Origin of the sequence: Nostoc sp. MG11 (genome assembly GCF_014904695.1) — a bacterium.
In the GTDB taxonomy this organism is placed as follows: domain Bacteria; phylum Cyanobacteriota; class Cyanobacteriia; order Cyanobacteriales; family Nostocaceae; genus Komarekiella.
The window spans coordinates 1-15,347 of record NZ_JACXXN010000072.1; the positions used below are offsets into that span (position 1 = coordinate 1).

At 42.7% G+C, this 15,347-nt stretch carries 13 protein-coding genes and 1 pseudogene; 3 read left to right on the top strand and 11 right to left on the bottom strand.

Annotated features, from left to right (window positions below; genetic code table 11):
- Nucleotides 1-178: 178 nt before the first annotated feature.
- From HCR01_RS34570 to HCR01_RS34600, 7 genes and pseudogenes are all read right to left on the bottom strand, one after another.
- A complete protein-coding gene (locus HCR01_RS34570) occupies nucleotides 179-589 on the bottom strand; it encodes a response regulator (RefSeq protein WP_193200444.1) in 411 nt (136 codons plus the stop codon).
- A gap of 154 nt (nucleotides 590-743) precedes the next feature.
- Nucleotides 744-1,478 carry a Crp/Fnr family transcriptional regulator gene (locus tag HCR01_RS34575; RefSeq protein ID WP_193200445.1) on the bottom strand — a complete coding sequence of 245 codons (735 nt, stop codon included), beginning with the start codon at nucleotides 1,476-1,478 and terminating at the stop codon, nucleotides 744-746.
- 281 nt (nucleotides 1,479-1,759) lie between these two features.
- Nucleotides 1,760-2,773, bottom strand: a complete 1,014-nt coding sequence (locus tag HCR01_RS34580; RefSeq protein ID WP_193200446.1) for a zinc-dependent alcohol dehydrogenase family protein — start codon at nucleotides 2,771-2,773, stop codon at nucleotides 1,760-1,762.
- Between the two features lie 108 nt (nucleotides 2,774-2,881).
- A complete protein-coding gene (locus HCR01_RS34585; RefSeq protein ID WP_193200447.1) occupies nucleotides 2,882-3,904 on the bottom strand; it encodes a tetratricopeptide repeat protein in 1,023 nt (340 codons plus the stop codon).
- 257 nt (nucleotides 3,905-4,161) lie between these two features.
- Complete coding sequence (locus tag HCR01_RS34590) at nucleotides 4,162-4,929, bottom strand: PEP-CTERM sorting domain-containing protein (protein WP_226889953.1); 768 nt, start codon at nucleotides 4,927-4,929, stop codon at nucleotides 4,162-4,164.
- Between the two features lie 226 nt (nucleotides 4,930-5,155).
- Nucleotides 5,156-5,677: pseudogene (locus tag HCR01_RS34595) on the bottom strand (GNAT family N-acetyltransferase); the annotation flags it as partial.
- 70 nt (nucleotides 5,678-5,747) lie between these two features.
- Nucleotides 5,748-6,299 (bottom strand): GNAT family N-acetyltransferase, encoded by a 552-nt coding sequence (locus HCR01_RS34600; protein ID WP_193200448.1) that lies wholly within the window; start codon nucleotides 6,297-6,299, stop codon nucleotides 5,748-5,750.
- A 105-nt stretch (nucleotides 6,300-6,404) separates the two neighbouring features.
- Between HCR01_RS34600 and HCR01_RS34605 the strand changes: the two genes are divergently transcribed.
- Nucleotides 6,405-8,285, top strand: a complete 1,881-nt coding sequence (locus HCR01_RS34605) for an ABC transporter ATP-binding protein (RefSeq protein WP_193200449.1) — start codon at nucleotides 6,405-6,407, stop codon at nucleotides 8,283-8,285.
- Between the two features lie 376 nt (nucleotides 8,286-8,661).
- Here HCR01_RS34605 and HCR01_RS34610 read toward each other — a convergent pair whose 3' ends face one another.
- The 3 genes from HCR01_RS34610 to HCR01_RS34620 all read right to left on the bottom strand — a co-directional run bounded on the left by HCR01_RS34610 (nucleotide 8,662) and on the right by HCR01_RS34620 (nucleotide 12,726).
- Entirely contained in the window at nucleotides 8,662-9,312 is a 651-nt protein-coding gene (locus HCR01_RS34610; RefSeq protein WP_193200450.1) for an acetoacetate decarboxylase family protein, read from the bottom strand.
- A gap of 173 nt (nucleotides 9,313-9,485) precedes the next feature.
- Nucleotides 9,486-11,390 (bottom strand): molecular chaperone DnaK, encoded by a 1,905-nt coding sequence (dnaK, locus tag HCR01_RS34615; RefSeq protein WP_193200451.1) that lies wholly within the window; start codon nucleotides 11,388-11,390, stop codon nucleotides 9,486-9,488.
- 514 nt (nucleotides 11,391-11,904) lie between these two features.
- Entirely contained in the window at nucleotides 11,905-12,726 is an 822-nt protein-coding gene (locus tag HCR01_RS34620) for an SDR family oxidoreductase (protein WP_193200452.1), read from the bottom strand.
- A 145-nt stretch (nucleotides 12,727-12,871) separates the two neighbouring features.
- On the opposite strand from HCR01_RS34620, the gene HCR01_RS34625 reads away from it, so the two are divergent.
- Nucleotides 12,872-13,717 carry an Rpn family recombination-promoting nuclease/putative transposase gene (locus tag HCR01_RS34625; RefSeq protein ID WP_193200453.1) on the top strand — a complete coding sequence of 282 codons (846 nt, stop codon included), beginning with the start codon at nucleotides 12,872-12,874 and terminating at the stop codon, nucleotides 13,715-13,717.
- Nucleotides 13,718-13,774: 57 nt separating this feature from the next.
- Entirely contained in the window at nucleotides 13,775-13,966 is a 192-nt protein-coding gene (locus tag HCR01_RS34630; protein ID WP_193200454.1) for a hypothetical protein, read from the top strand.
- A 94-nt stretch (nucleotides 13,967-14,060) separates the two neighbouring features.
- Here HCR01_RS34630 and HCR01_RS34635 read toward each other — a convergent pair whose 3' ends face one another.
- Complete coding sequence (locus HCR01_RS34635) at nucleotides 14,061-14,912, bottom strand: universal stress protein (protein ID WP_193200455.1); 852 nt, start codon at nucleotides 14,910-14,912, stop codon at nucleotides 14,061-14,063.
- Nucleotides 14,913-15,347 lie beyond the last annotated feature (435 nt).

Sequence of the window (15,347 nt, forward strand, 5' to 3'; positions counted from 1 at the left end):
TGGGGAGACGCAATCATGCGATGGGGTCTCCCCAAGTGGAGCGACTGGCGTGGGCTAGGGGGGATCTAGGTTTCAGGCTTCAGTGCGTAAGTCCTATGTGTTTATTTGTGGTTAATTATCTTTTTTCTGTACCTTAACCCATGCGGGAACCGCCATAATACCCAATCCCCAGTCCCTTTTATGCGTATTGTTTGAGTCCAGCCAAATCAGCAACTATACAGGCTAACTCTTCCAAGTCAATTGGTTTAGATAAATATATTTGAAAACCTGCTACAAGTGCATGTATGCGATCTTCTTCGCTAACAGATGCCGTCAGAGCAATAGCTGGAATCTTTCTTACTCGCTCTGCTTCCAGATTTTTCACCTTCATCAGCAGCGAGTAGCCATCTTCGTCTGGTAAACAAATGTCACTTATTAAAATATCTGGTTTAAAAAATGACATTACTTCTAAAGCTTCACTTGCCGAAGCAGCTGTTACAATTTCCGCTCCGTCCAGTTCAAATAAAAAAGTTAGTAGCGTTCTCGTATCAGCGTCGTCATCGACAATGAGCAGGCGTAGACCTTTAAAAAACATGGATTCGTTAGACATTATTCTCACGACCGTGTAGTTTTGACACCTGGGGTAGCAATTACATCACAATGCACACGTTTATAAATGGCATGAGAATGTACATTACTTTCCAGATTAAATCTAATCACTTCCGTGAGTCTGTCCGGTTTCGCACATAGAGGCACAAAAAGATTTATCTAGAATTGTGCCGAGGTTTACTGTTCAGTAACCGAGTAAATTCGTTTTGTATGACCCGATAACACTCGCACGAGGTAGCTTCTAAATCCTCTCGATTCACGATGCTAATTTTACCACGTTTGTAACTGATCATTCCGGCTCGGCTAAGGGTGCTAGCTGCTACTGTGACACCAGAGCGACGCACACCTAACATCTGAGCAATAAATTCTTGAGTGAGCGGAAAATTTTCTAATTGGAGACGATCATTAACTGTTAGTAGCCAGCGGGCGAGTCGTTCCTCTAGGGTATGAAGCCGATTACAGGCAGATCCTTGGGCAAGTTCAGTGTATCTAGCTTGGACATAGCGCAGTAGCAGACCTTGAAGGTATCCACCCCTATTGAACTCGCTTCTAAGTATATCTGCATCTAGCTGCATAGCACTGTCTGCAATCTGCACGATCGCTGTTGTGGTTGTTGTGTTGCCTCCTAAAATTATAGGGATACCAACCATGCCTTCATTACTCACTACACCGACTTCAACTGTCGAGCCATCTTCCATAGTGGTGACAATAGAAATCACTGACCGATGCGGAAAATAGACGTGTGTAATTGGTTCTCCTGCCTCATAAATTACTTGCTCAAGTGGGAGCGAAACTAACTTCAGGTGCGGGACAAGACGCTCATACTCAGAGTCAGGCAAAGCCGCAAGCAGCCTATTTACTGGCTGCTGAAGGGAATTATTTATTGACATTAGGATTTTAATTAACTTAGTTGCCTTGAAGCAACAAATCTAGCCGACTTTAGAAAAAGCAGATCAAGGCAAAAGGAAAAAATAATTATATAATCCTAATGTCAAAAGGCGTATTCCCTAAAAAAAATTATTTGATAAAAATTTACAATTTTATAGTTACATCTTTAACTTAACACACTGTACAGGCTTCTATCTCTTGAATACCAAAATTACCTGATTTATCAGTGTTCAATTCCAGTCAATATATCAACAATTTGTCCAGAATTTGGGCAATACGATAATTATTCAAGCTGAATTACTACTTTACCGAAGTGAGCAGCGCTTTTGAGATAACGATAAGCTTCCGGTGCTTCAGCGAAGGGGAAAACTCTATCAATAATCGGTTTAATTTGATACTTTTGCATCGCTTGGTTCATCGCCTCAAACATTTCCCGACTACCGACGTAAATACCTTGAACTGTTAAACTCTTGAAGAGTATTGGCATAGGGTCAATCTCATTTCCTCTGCCTGATAATACACCTATCAAGCTAATACTTCCCCCAATGCGAACTGCTTGGAGTGATTTTGGCAGAGTGCCTGCACCGCCTACTTCTACAACATGGTCTACACCAGTGCGATTAGTCAATTGGTAAACTTGCTTTTCCCAATCTGGCGTTATTTTATAATTAATCATCTCGTCAGCGCCAAGCTGTTGCGATCGCCTCAATTTTTCATCACTGCTGGAAGTAACAATGACTCTAGCACCATGTATCTTTGCAAACTTGAGTGCAAAAGTTGAAACTCCCCCAGTACCGAGTAACAAAACACTATCACCTGCGCTAATATTGCCCTTTGTTACTAATGCATGCCAAGCTGTCACGGCTGCACAGGGCAAGGTTGCACCTTCTGTATAGGATAGATAGTCAGGTAAAATAACTAATCCATCTTGGTATAGTACAACATATTCAGCCAACATACCATCGATACCGCCTCCCAGATCCGATTTCATTTTCTCTTTGGTTAAAGAGTCAGAAATCCAGTTTTGGAAGAAGATGCCAGCGACGCGATCACCTATTTTCACCCGTGTGACGCCTTCACCTACTTCCACAACCTCTCCCGCACCATCAGACATGGGAATCAGCGGATATTTCAGCCCAGAACCGTAGGCTCCTTCAGTCACAAGCAAATCGCGGTAATTCAGCGATGTTGCTTTTACTTTAATGAGAACTTGACCCGCAGTGGGTTTTGGTTCAGGGCGACCAACTAATACAAGAGCATCAATCCCTGTAGTACTCTGAACTTCGTAAGCTTTCATAGACAGGATTTAATAATTCGTAATTCGTAATTAACGCAATTACAGCAGAATCACATGTAGAGACGTTACATGTAACGTCTCTACAGGGTTTCGCGTCTCTTGACTATTTTACAGAGCATCCATAAACTGCCGTACCTTTTTCAGAAATGGCTGATATTCAATCTGTTCGGCCAGCTCTTGAGCATCTTGATAGCACGATCGCGCCAACTTTTTGCGTTTAGTTGTGGCGTAGAGACTTCCCATATTCAGCAAAGTGGAAATTTCTCCCAGACTGTCGCCCAATTGTCGATAAATTGCAATGGCTTGTTTGTAGAACTTCAACGCTTGCCGATTTTGGGCAAGGATAGCGTAGGTAAAACCAATGTTGTGAAGAGTTGTTGCTTCACCAGAGCCATCGTTTAGAGAACGACGTGTCAAAAGAACCTGATAGTAGAGCAATAGTGCTTCTTTAGGTTTTCCTAAATCAGTATAGATAGAGGCAATATTGTTCAAGGTAGTTGCTTCACCAAGCAAATTCTTAGCGGCTCGTTGAATTGGAATTGCTGCTTGCAAGAATTCTAGCGCTTGCTCAAACTTGCCCAAAGTGCTGTAGGCAAACCCAATACCATTGAGCGTTGTTGCTTGGCCAGAAATGTCGCCTAGCAATTGACGCATTGCCAAAATTTGGTGTTGTAGTAACAGCGCTCGTTTCGGTTCTCCCAACCTGGTATAGATCAGTGCCACATCATTGAGAGTCGAAACTTCACCTTGAGTGTCTTGCAATTTCCTGAAGATTTGAACTGCTGTGTCAAAATGATCCAGCGCTAGTGAAAAGTGTCCAAGACGGCTGTAGGTAGAACCGAGATTGCTGAGTGCGATCGCCTTTGCTCGCGCGTTATCTAGTTCCTGAGCAACTGAAAGTGCTTGATGAAAATACTCTAATGCTCTTTGAGGTTGCCAGCAACCAAGGTGAGCTAAACCAATATCGTTCAATGCATAACCTTCTCTGGCTCGATCTGGAATTATTCTAGCTAAATGTAAGTTCTCGGTTGTTAAATCCAAGTATTGTTGGAAATTTCCCCGCTTGTAATAGCGGTTTGCTTCGTTTCGACGTTGTTCCCATTCTTTGACTTGATTTAAAGGTTGCGTCATCTGACCTCGGTTGCACTGGAGATAAATGGGCAGGATACCTCTTGGGAATGAACTTCTATAAGGTTTCCCAATTTAAGTTAATCACTATTCTCTATCTTTAGATATAAGACGTAAATAGAGAAGTGTAGTATTATTGCATACTCATAAGAACATTCATGAAACAATCGCTACAAATCTCTCAGTTCAAAGGCTGAGTGGGGAGTCAAGGGTCAAACCAATTCGCAATGGGCTACGTCCTGCTGCGCTAACACAATGGGTCACGCCTCCCAATCCCCAGTTCCCAGTCCCTTATTTTGCTGACATCGCACTAGCAAACCTACACCCATAGCCCCAACAGCAAATAAAGCCAACAAATTAGAAGGTTCAGGAACAGACTGGCTGTTAGCCCGACCATACTGTAGGTGGTCTACTTCCCAGTCCGTGCTATCAAGCATTCGGATTTCAATTGCCGAAATACCATCCAAATTGATTGCACCAAAAAACCTATCCTCTGCGGTCTGACCACGAAAATCGCCATCACCAACAATTGAACCTAAGACTCCTAAAGAAGTGCCAAGGGCGTCAAAAGCTTCGAGGTTAACATTACCAAACCCTAAACCAGTATTAGAAAAGCCAACATCAGTCCAAACAATGCCAACATTTGTGGGTAAACCACCCAGAACACTAGCATTGAAACTAAATCTGATAGTCGATTTATCGGCAGAATACCAACTGTAACCGTTTAATCCACTGCCATCGATTACTCGATCATCGCTATCTACAGAATCAGTTGAGATGTTAAGCGGGCTAGGTGGATTTATAACACCACTAGATGCAGTGACACCCGGTGTACTTAGAAGGCCATCTTCAAAGTCTTCCAAATTAAAGTACGAATAGTTACCACCTCTGAAAGGACTGTCGTCAAAGCTATTGTAGGAACTAGGTTCTAAGTAGGTAGTAACAGCATTGGCAACTGGTATCGTAGCAATTGAACTCAAAGCCATAAACAGGACAGTAGCCGTTGTCTTTGATAACTTTTTCATCATGATTATCAAATTGCCTCAACAATTCTCAGTATTAATACTGAATTTTCAAATAGCCAAAGCTCAAGTTTTCATACTTTTAATATTGAACAACTATAAGTAACTCTTCATCAGTGATGCTACGTATATACGAGCGATTAGTATCAATTTTATGTAACTTTTTGTACCAAAAAAATAGTTTTAGATAAAGTAAAGACTAAAGATTTTGTAGTTTATTTGACTTTGACATCTATCTAAGTGGTGAATTATCGAGTTGCCATTCTGAGCGCGAGATAGCGTAGTAAACTACATCTTTACCGTAATAGTGAGCATTTTTTTGATACTTCATCCCAACTTTCTGGATGACACGTATTGAAGCGATGTTTTCCGGTTTAGCGTAGACGCGTTCGCGCAGCGTCTCGAAGAGAAGCGGCTTGTCATCAGACATCGCCACTATCCGATCTAGCTTTAATTCTCCAAAACCATACTGCAAAGTAGCTTGAGAAGCTTCTGTCCCCAGTCCCATTTTCCAATAGGACTTGTCAAATACATAACCAAGTTCAACTTCTGGCGTATTTTCCAAGAAACCAAGTCCACAACGACCAATCAGTTTGTTACTATCTTTGTGTATTACTGCCCACATTCCAAAGTTGTGTTGTTGCCAGTGTTGGATATGTTTGTGTAAGCTTGCCTGTGTTTGTTCTCTTGTTCTAAGCGACAGATACCTCATAACTTCGGCATCGCTGTAGAGGCGAAACAGGTTATCGAAGTCGTCTAGAGTGAATTAGCCTTAGTTATAGTCGTGCCGTTTCTATCTCAGTCATAGTAACTTTGATGTCAATTCAAGTTCGCAAAATGTAAAGGGAATCGTCTGGTTGCCATTGCGATCGCGAGATAGCATAGTACACTACATCTAAGTTGTAAAATTGGGCATTTTTCTCGTATTTAAAGCCTGCTTTTTCCATTACACGACGCGAAGCAGTGTGTTCTGGTGCGGTGATAGCGACAATGTGATCTAGCTTGACTACCTCAAAGCCATATCTCAAACTTGCCTTTGTTGCTTCACTGGCAATACCTTGATTCCAATAAGCTTGGTCTAAGCGATAGAGAACTTCAACTTCAGGGCTATTTGGTAAAAAATTCAGCCCACAATGACCAATTAATTTGGCGGTGGCTTTTTCTACGACAGCCCAAACACCAAAACCATGCTGACGCCAGTGGGCTATAAAAAATTCTAATATTTCCAGAGTTACTTCTTTGAGCTTCTCGGTTGGTATCGGCCCTCTAGGTGAATACTTCATGACTGCTGGATTGCTCAAAATGGGAGCAAGTTCATCCAGGTCGTTTAGGGTATACGGTCTGAGTTGTAGTCTTGCGGTTTCTATCTCAGGCATGGTATCAGATAAGGTGTGCGTTAGCGTAGCGTTTTGTAGAGAAAGTATCGCTACTTTAAAAAAGCGTGTTTTTCCGATTGTAAAAATTAATATAATGCTCCTATTATGAGCATCTCCCAATCCCTCCAAAAACGTTACACCCAAGACCGTCGGCGCGAAAATGACTGGCGGTTATTTTTGCGTTTAGTGCCTTATGCCCGTCGTAGTGGACGGCTGCTGGGGCTTTCAATGATCCTACTCGTGCCGATCGCATTAGCTAACGCTGTACAGCCATTGTTGATTGGACAGGTAATCTCCCTGATTCGCAACGAACCCAGCACTTATGAGTTTCTCAGGAATCGTCCCTTCATGCAAGGATTACATATCCTGGAAGGGTTATTGCTACTTGCGATTATTGTAAGGCTCTCATTGACAGGTATTCAGGGTTATATAGTACAAACCCTAGGGCAAAAAATCACCGCAGAAATTCGCCAAGACTTATTTCACCATGTGACATCTCTAGCAGTGCGCTTTTTTGACCGCACTCCTGTAGGTAAATTAATTACCAGACTCACCAGCGATGTGGAAGTGTTAGGAGATGTCTTTTCCACTGGAGCGATCGGCATTGTGTCCGATTTGTTTTCTATGCTGGTGATTACGGCTTTAATGTTATCTATCCAATGGCAACTTGCTTGCTTGCTGCTGTTGATGCTGTTACCAGTTACTTGGGTAATTGTTTACTTTCAGCAACAGTACCGCAAAGCCAATTACAAAGTGCGGGAAGAACTTTCTATTTTAAACTCACAGCTACAAGAAAATGTAGTTGGTATCAATGTAGTACAGTTGTTCCGCAGAGAAAAATTTAATGCTGAACTATTTCGGATCACGAACAAGAATTATACGGCGGAAGTAGATCAAACCATCTTTTATGATTCGGCTGTTTCAGCAACCTTAGAATGGATTGGACTGATTGCTATTGCAGGTGTGTTATGGGTGGGTGGGTGGTTACTTTTAAGAGAAAACTTGACTTTTGGGGTTTTATCTGCATTTGTCTTGTATGCTCAGCGTTTATTTGACCCTTTACGAGATTTTGCCGAAAAATTCACCGTAATTCAATCTGGATTTACAGCTATTGAACGGGTTAGCGATATTTTAGATGAACCGATAGAAATACGCGATCGCACCAATCCGCGTTTCTCTATATTTGATGCTAAATTCGGCTATATAGACGAGATACTTGCAGAACTCGAATCCCCAGACCTCAGTACTCCACCAGAACTCGGAGAAATCCGTTTTGATCACGTTTGGTTTGCTTACAAAGACGATGATTATGTGATTAAAGACTTAGATTTCACCATTCATCCTGGTGAAAAAGTGGCATTAGTCGGCCCCACAGGTGCAGGCAAAAGTTCCATCATTCGTCTTCTGTGCCGCCTCTACGAACCCACTCAAGGACGCATTTTGATAGATGGCGTAGATATCCGAGAAGTCCCACAGGCAGAACTGCGCCGCTACATGGCAGTAATTTTGCAAGAAGGCTTTTTGTTTGCTGGTGATGTTAAAAGCAATATCAGCTTAGGAGACATTTACACCATTGAGGAAATTCAACAAGCAGCAGAGAGTACAAACATTGCTGAGTTTATTGAACAGTTGCCTCAAGGCTATGATACTCAACTTAGAGAACGGGGCACAAATCTTTCTAGTGGACAAAAGCAACTTTTAGCTTTTGCTCGTGCTGCTATTCGCAATCCAGAAATTCTGGTGTTAGATGAGGCAACTGCTAGTCTAGATGTTGGCACAGAAGCTTTAATTCAAGAGGCATTAAATCAGCTTTTGCAAAGACGCACCGCCATTATTATCGCTCACCGTTTATCTACAATTCGCAACGTAGATCGAATTTTTGTTCTCAAGCGGGGGGAATTAATCGAACAGGGAAGTCACGAAGAACTGCTGGAACAAAGGGGACTTTACGCAACTTTGCACAATTTACAGATGTTGGGAACTTAAGGAATAAGTTCTCATAAAGAAAGGGTGAGTTAAGTTTTGCAGGTCGATACAATCGCATTGTGACTCAATACAATCGCATTGTCAGTCGATACAATCGCATTGCAGACCGATGCATGAATAGACCTTTTGCATGAATCCTTGCCCTCACCCTAAATCCCTCTCCCAAGATTGGGAGAGGGACTTTGAAATTACCTTTCCTTTTTCCAATTTTGGGAGAAGGGGTTGGGGGATGAGGACAGGTTTTTGCATTCGTGCAAGAGGTCTAATGTATTCTTTGTACGGGCAGTCTGTTCAAGTCGGGAAACCCGCCCACACGGCTGCCCTCGCCTTTGCGCCTCTGTGGTGACAAAAATTAATTTGCAAGTATCCACGCAAATTACCTGGAAGAAACTTCAATTTTCCGCTGTCCCACGACCTTTGGCGCATCAACCCGTAACCTCATCTGTTCACAACGTACCGTTAAAAAAGGCTGACCAAAACCTATCTTAGAGAAGGGACTTTCGGCGGGTACTTCTAACTTGGAACCAATTAAACCCAGCAGAGACTCAAATTTAGTGGGGAATATCAGTAAATCGTTACCCATTGCGCTAAAACCAGACGCGCCGAGGTGCGATCGCAAAGCCAAGTTTTGCCGATTATAGTTAAGACTACACAACTTTTGATTTCCCTGACGGACGGTAACCCGTTCGCCTTGTTCCCAAGTAAACTCAGCTAATTCTTTTGGTAGTCCCCAAATTTCTCGACCACCAGCCACCGAATCAGCATTATCTACATAAATGTGGGAAACCCAACCACCGAATTTTCCTTGATAACTAACCACAGCCGGAGCGACAACTAACTCGCTGTATTCCAGCACCGAGCCGGAGCCGTAATTAGATAAATACACACTACCGAGAGTTTTACCAGGCCATACAGAAAAAATTTCTAACTCCGAGGGGATAAGGTGGCGCACTCGGTCAATATTCACTAATTGCAGAGTTTGGATAGCGTAGCCTTGAAGTGTCCAAGGTGGTTGTGGATATGGCATATAGCAATTTTAGATTGTTGTAAAGACGTTGCAATGCGTTGTTGTAGAGACGTTGCATTACAACGTCTCTACAGTTACCAGATCATGAGATAAAAAAAATCCCCACCCAGGCGAATGCTTGGATGGGCAATATAAGCAGGGGCACAATAAATTTTCCCTACAGAATTATGGGATTATTTGCTCTCGGTGAAATCAGCGTCAATCACATCATCACCGCTACCAGAGGAAGTGGAACCACCATCTTGAGGTTCAGGTCCTTCAGGAGCCGCACCACCACCAGCTTGTTGATAGATGTTGCTACCAACCGCGAATAGTGCTTGTTGTAGTTCTGGTGTGAGTTTTTGAATTTGCTCATCGTCTTCTTTAGCAACTGCATCGCGCAGTTCTTTCACCAAACCTTCGACTTTAGTCTTGTCAGCTTCGGGAACTTTATCGCCCAATTCTTGTAGCTGCTTCTCGGCTTGGTATGCCAAGGAGTCAGCTTGGTTCTTGCGTTCAATTTTCTCACGCCGCTCTTTGTCAGCAGAAGCGTTTTGTTCGGCTTCTCTCACCATCCGGTCAACATCAGATTTATCCAGGGTGGAAGCACCAGTGATACTAATAGACTGTTCCTTACCTGTGCCTTTGTCCTTAGCGGTGACGTTAAGGATACCGTTAGCGTCAATATCGAAGGTGACTTCAATTTGCGGGACGCCGCGTGGTGCAGGTGGAATACCATCGAGGCGGAAGGTTCCTAAACTCTTGTTATCGCCAGAAAATTCCCGTTCACCTTGGAGGACGTGGATTTCCACGTTGGTTTGACCATCCACAGCGGTAGAGAAGACTTCTGATTTCTTGGTGGGAATTGTCGTGTTGCGGGGGATAATTTTGGTCATCACACCGCCCAATGTTTCTACACCCAAAGACAGAGGTGTTACATCTAACAGCAAGATACCCGTAACATCACCCTCTAGCACACCTGCTTGAATGGCTGCACCAATTGCCACAACTTCATCAGGGTTAACGCTTTGGTTGGGGTCTTTACCCAATACCTGCTTGACTATTTGTTGAACTGCGGGAATGCGGGTAGAACCACCAACTAGCACGACCTCATCAATATCACCTTTGGTTAACTTGGCATCCCGTAGAGCGTTTTCAACGGGGATGCGACAACGGTCGATCAAATCTGAGCAAAGTTCTTCAAACTTGGCGCGGGTCAAGGTTGTATCCAGGTGCTTGGGCCCATCCTGGGTAGCGGTGATAAATGGCAGGTTAATTTCTGCTTGGGTAACGCTAGAAAGCTCAATTTTGGCTTTTTCTGCGGCTTCAGTCAGACGTTGTAAAGCTTGTTTATCTTTCCGTAGTTCAATGCCTTCAGCTTTTTTAAACTGTTCAGCTAAGAAGTCAACAATTTTTTTGTCGAAGTCGTCACCGCCAAGGTGAGTATCACCAGAGGTAGCTAACACTTCAAACACGCCATCACCAACTTCGAGTACGGATACGTCGAAAGTACCGCCACCAAGGTCAAATACCAAGATAGTTTCGTTACTCTTCTTGTCAAACCCATAAGCCAGAGAAGCGGCAGTTGGTTCGTTAATAATCCGCAGAACTTCAATACCAGCGATTTTACCAGCGTCTTTTGTCGCTTGTCGTTGGGAGTCGTTGAAGTATGCGGGAACGGTGATTACAGCTTTGGTTACGGTTTCACCGAGATATTTGCTAGCATCCTCTACTAGCTTGCGGAGAACTTGGGCAGAAATTTCTTCAGGAGCAAATGCTTTACCAACTCCTGGACATTCCAGCTTCACATTGCCATTGCTGCTAATGACTTTGTAAGAAACTTCGGTAGTCTCCTTGCCAACTTCGTCGTAGCGGCGTCCGATAAAGCGTTTGACGGAGTAAAACGTATTTTCCGGGTTCATCACCGCTTGGCGTTTGGCGATTTGACCAACCAAGCGATCGCCATTTTTGGCAAATGCAACCACTGATGGTGTTGTCCGAAAACCCTCCGCGTTAGCAATAACCGTGGGTTTACCACCTTCCATCACTGCTACGCAGGAGTTAGTCGTACCTAAGTCAATTCCAACTGCTTTTGCCATTTTAGGTGCTGGCTCCGTATAACTACAAATGAATGAATGAGAGTATAAAGGACTAAATTTTGAACCAACTGGGTTAAGAAATCAGCCAGTTCAGCATGAATACCTTTGATTTGGCTTTCCTGAAGTTGAAACTCCAGACTATGCTGATATATATACTGAGCTTGTGTAGCCAGTCCATGAAGGGTGGTTTCCCGAACCTTAGTTAGGACGGTTCACCTAAATGGTGTTTCTAGTTGGTTCATGGATTAATTTGCTTTCACTTTGTCTAATGTATGAGAATTAATACTTTCAGTAATTAGGGTGAACCGTAACGTCATAGTGGTGTTTGCCGTCTTTAGGCGCAACAAATCCGCAACAAATCACAGAGTTACTGAGGAATCAACGAGCCAGAAAGGAGCGATCGCCTCAGTAATTCACTTTAATCGCGGATATTCAATAATTTTTGCCGCAGTGGATTTCAGGAGGCAGAGGGGCAGGGGGAGCAGAGGGGCAGGAATAAATACTGACCCTTGACTTAGTGTTTAGAGGTTTCGCCTAATTGGGAAAAAAGAATCTCCCAGTCAATGACAGCTGGTCTTGCTCCCTGGTTAACTAGTTCAAAAACTTTTCCTGAACTACTTGGATAGACAATAGATTCTACACAAGCGTTTGCTACGTCAATTCGGCTGGCATCACCCGACAAGGTATCGCCTGTGCCTACTGCCACACCATATTTGCCCCCTGTTTTTGCTTTTAAAAGGGTGTTGAGGTCGTATGAGGTGTAAGGGCCGTCAATTAGGCGTCCTGGGCGGATAATGGTGTAGGGTAATCCTGAAGTGGCGATCGCTTCCTCGCCTTGCTGTTTGGCATCAAGCACACCGAAACCATTGAGAATACTAAAAGGCAGCTGATCTTTACGAAGAATCCCGCAGGAAGAGACGAAAACGAATCGCTGCAAATTTTGAGGTGCTGCTGCTACTAGGTTACTGACACCTTGAGCATCGACCTTTGCTGGACTATTCTTTGCCTTGGCTTCACTCGATTTAGGGTTAAGAAACACAGTTCCCCATTCAATCAAGTTCAAGGGTGGGTCAAACTCCCATCTAGCAGAGGGAAAGGCTGTGGTTCCAGTACAACAGATAATGTAGGTGACATCCTGCATTGCGGCTGGGAGTGTAGCCGGCTGGCGTGTATCACCAACGGCAACTTCCGTTCTGTGATCAAACATCTCTTCGGCTTTTGCTGCATTGCGTGTCAAGACGCGAACTTTAAAACCCTTCTCCAGCAGCTTGCCTACCACAAGTTGTCCCACTCCACCAGTACCACCAGCAACCAGTACCAAATCTTCAGAAGTCATAATTGCCCTAAGATAGTCTATTGCTAATCTAATCAAAATTTCGAGTCAGGAACATCTGCTGAGGAGATGAGGAGCGATCGCTTAGCAAATCCCTATCCCCACACGGTAAAATCTTAAGAGCGCAAATTCGACCAATGCACCAAGTGTGAAAACTGACAGCATTTTTTATCGCCTTTTTCAAGAATTACCCAGCATCTTTTTTGAATTAATTGGCAACCCGCCTCAAACAGCAGATGCTTATAAATTCTCCTCAATCGAAATCAAGCAAACTGCATTCCGTATAGATGGCGTTTTTCTCCCAACACAAGGCGAATATAAATCGATTTACTTTGTTGAGGTTCAGTTTCAAACTGATACAGAAATTTATTCGCGTCTATTTTCAGAAATCTTTTTATATCTACATCGAAATAAACCAAAAAATCCTTGGCGAGGAGTAGTTATTTATCCTACTCGCAGTCTGGATACAGCAAATATAGATAATTACAGCGAATTTTTTACCAGCCGACGTGTTAGTCGTATTTATCTAGATGAACTAGGCGAAACAGCAACACTGCCAGTGGGAATTGCTACGATTAAATTAGTGGTTGAAGATCAGGATACAGCAATTACAACTGCCAGGGAGTTAATATCAAGAACCCAGCAAGAAATCTACACTGAACGACAACAACGACAATTATTAGAATTAATAGAGACAATTTTAGTTTACAAGTTTCCGACTATGAGTCGAGAGGAGATTGCAGCTATGTTTGGGTTAAGTGATTTGAAGCAAACACGAGTTTATCAAGAAGGGCGACAAGAAGGGCGACAAGAAGGGCTACAAGAAGGGCGACAAGAAGGGCGACAAGAAGGCGTACGTCAAGAAAAGTTGAGAATGATACCTTTATTGTTGAAGTTGGGATTGAGCACAGAAGAAATAGCAAAAGAGTTGGGTCTTGGTTTAGAGGAGGTTCAGCAACAAATGCAAAAACAGCCTGAAAGCCAAGATATGTAAATAAAATTAACAGACTTACAAAGCTTCCCAACTATGAGTTAAGAGGAGATTGCAGCTATGTTTGGGTTAAGTGATTTGAAGCAAACACGAGTTTATCAAGAAGGGCGACAAGAAGGCGTACGTCAAGAAAAGTTGAGAATGATACCTTTATTGTTGAAGTTGGGATTGAGTACAGAAGAAATAGCAAAAGAGTTGGATCTTTGTTTAGAGGATGTTCAGCAACAAATACAAAAACAGGCTACAAGTTAAGCTCGACTTTATCTATTTTTACCGATGCGATGTCATTTGAATTGAGCGTTTGAGCGATGTAGCTGTTTATGTAGCTTAATTGGATAAAGTCGAGCTAAGCGATTGTACGTGCTAATAATACTGGACACATGGCATTGACTCGAACGTAGTCAGACAAAGAAGCACCTATTAGTCGGTCTATATCAACAAAGCTCTTAGCGATCGATGGACGACGATCTGGAGAACCGAGTAATAATAAGTCTATATTCAACTCCTCTGCCAACCGACAAATTTCTTCACCTGGCTTACCACTGCTGCTATAACAACGATATTGAATACCTTGTCTTTCAGCTTCAGCCGCCGCTGCTGCCAAAACAGGATTTTTGCCTGAGTTAACCTCGGTTATTTCTGAGATTTTGCCGCCTAAATCTGTAGCAATATTAGCCAAAATCAACTGACCACCCTGAATATCTCGCAGCAGGAAAAGAGCCAATTTTAAACAATTTTTTGATGCATCAGAGTTGTCCATTGCCACCATAATGCGCTTAATTCTTTTGACGTAAATGTCATCTTTTACCAGCAACATAGGGCGAGAAGATAACTGGAAAACATACTGACTGACTGAGTTCGATAAAATTGATTGCAGTCGCTTAAGTCCGCGTGAACCCATAATAATCAAGTCAGCATCGATTTCATCGGCTACTTGGCAAACCACATCTTTGGGATCTCCTTGCCGTAAAATTGAAGAAACCTGGCTAGGATCTAAGTTCAAAGTCTGAATGGCATTAGCCAAAATTTTGCCGCCCTCTTCCCATTTAGCTGTCATGGCAGCTGAAGTACTTTGACCAGTTACAACATGCAAAACTGTAACTTTTGCATGTTTAATTGATGGCATTTCTTTCAGCGTTTTCAGCATTTCTTCCGCGTGTCCCAATCCTGAGACAGCCAGTAAAATTTTTTCTATCATCTTACTAGTTATTGTTAAGGTTGCTTTAGTTTTCGCTGTTAAGACGTGGCTTAGACTGGATTTTCACCACCTTGCTTGACAACCTAGTAAGTAAGTTCGGCACAAATAAACTTTACTTTTTAGTCTTTAATCTTTAACACTTAAATAACAAAGTACAAAGGACTAAATAAGTGTTTAGGTTTATTCATACCACAGTTACTCAAATCTTAAACTAGGCTTCAATCATTAAGCATACTCTCAATTTAGCCTGATCAACTTAACAATTTATGATGTTAGTTATTATTTTTAATCTATATTAACTTTTTTTAAATAAAAGTTAGTTAAGTATTGCAAAGAAAGTAAGGATTCAGGTGGCAGAGTATTGACAAGAGGACACTTCAGGGGGAGTATCACAAATATGAACCAAAACCTGCCTCAAGATATAGACCGAGAAAG

Excerpts from the sequence above, each read along its gene's own strand:
- dnaK (WP_193200451.1), bottom strand. The coding sequence starts at position 11,390 with ATGGCAAAAGCAGTTGGAATTGACTTAGGTACGACTAACTCCTGCGTA.
- HCR01_RS34620 (WP_193200452.1), bottom strand. The coding sequence starts at position 12,726 with ATGACTTCTGAAGATTTGGTACTGGTTGCTGGTGGTACTGGTGGAGTG.
- HCR01_RS34575 (WP_193200445.1), bottom strand. The coding sequence starts at position 1,478 with ATGTCAATAAATAATTCCCTTCAGCAGCCAGTAAATAGGCTGCTTGCG.
- HCR01_RS34610 (WP_193200450.1), bottom strand. The coding sequence starts at position 9,312 with ATGCCATATCCACAACCACCTTGGACACTTCAAGGCTACGCTATCCAA.
- HCR01_RS34570 (WP_193200444.1), bottom strand. The coding sequence starts at position 589 with ATGTCTAACGAATCCATGTTTTTTAAAGGTCTACGCCTGCTCATTGTC.
- HCR01_RS34600 (WP_193200448.1), bottom strand. The coding sequence starts at position 6,299 with ATGCCTGAGATAGAAACCGCAAGACTACAACTCAGACCGTATACCCTA.
- HCR01_RS34635 (WP_193200455.1), bottom strand. The coding sequence starts at position 14,912 with ATGATAGAAAAAATTTTACTGGCTGTCTCAGGATTGGGACACGCGGAA.
- HCR01_RS34585 (WP_193200447.1), bottom strand. The coding sequence starts at position 3,904 with ATGACGCAACCTTTAAATCAAGTCAAAGAATGGGAACAACGTCGAAAC.
- HCR01_RS34590 (WP_226889953.1), bottom strand. The coding sequence starts at position 4,929 with ATGATGAAAAAGTTATCAAAGACAACGGCTACTGTCCTGTTTATGGCT.
- HCR01_RS34605 (WP_193200449.1), top strand. The coding sequence starts at position 6,405 with ATGAGCATCTCCCAATCCCTCCAAAAACGTTACACCCAAGACCGTCGG.
- HCR01_RS34580 (WP_193200446.1), bottom strand. The coding sequence starts at position 2,773 with ATGAAAGCTTACGAAGTTCAGAGTACTACAGGGATTGATGCTCTTGTA.
- HCR01_RS34630 (WP_193200454.1), top strand. The coding sequence starts at position 13,775 with ATGTTTGGGTTAAGTGATTTGAAGCAAACACGAGTTTATCAAGAAGGG.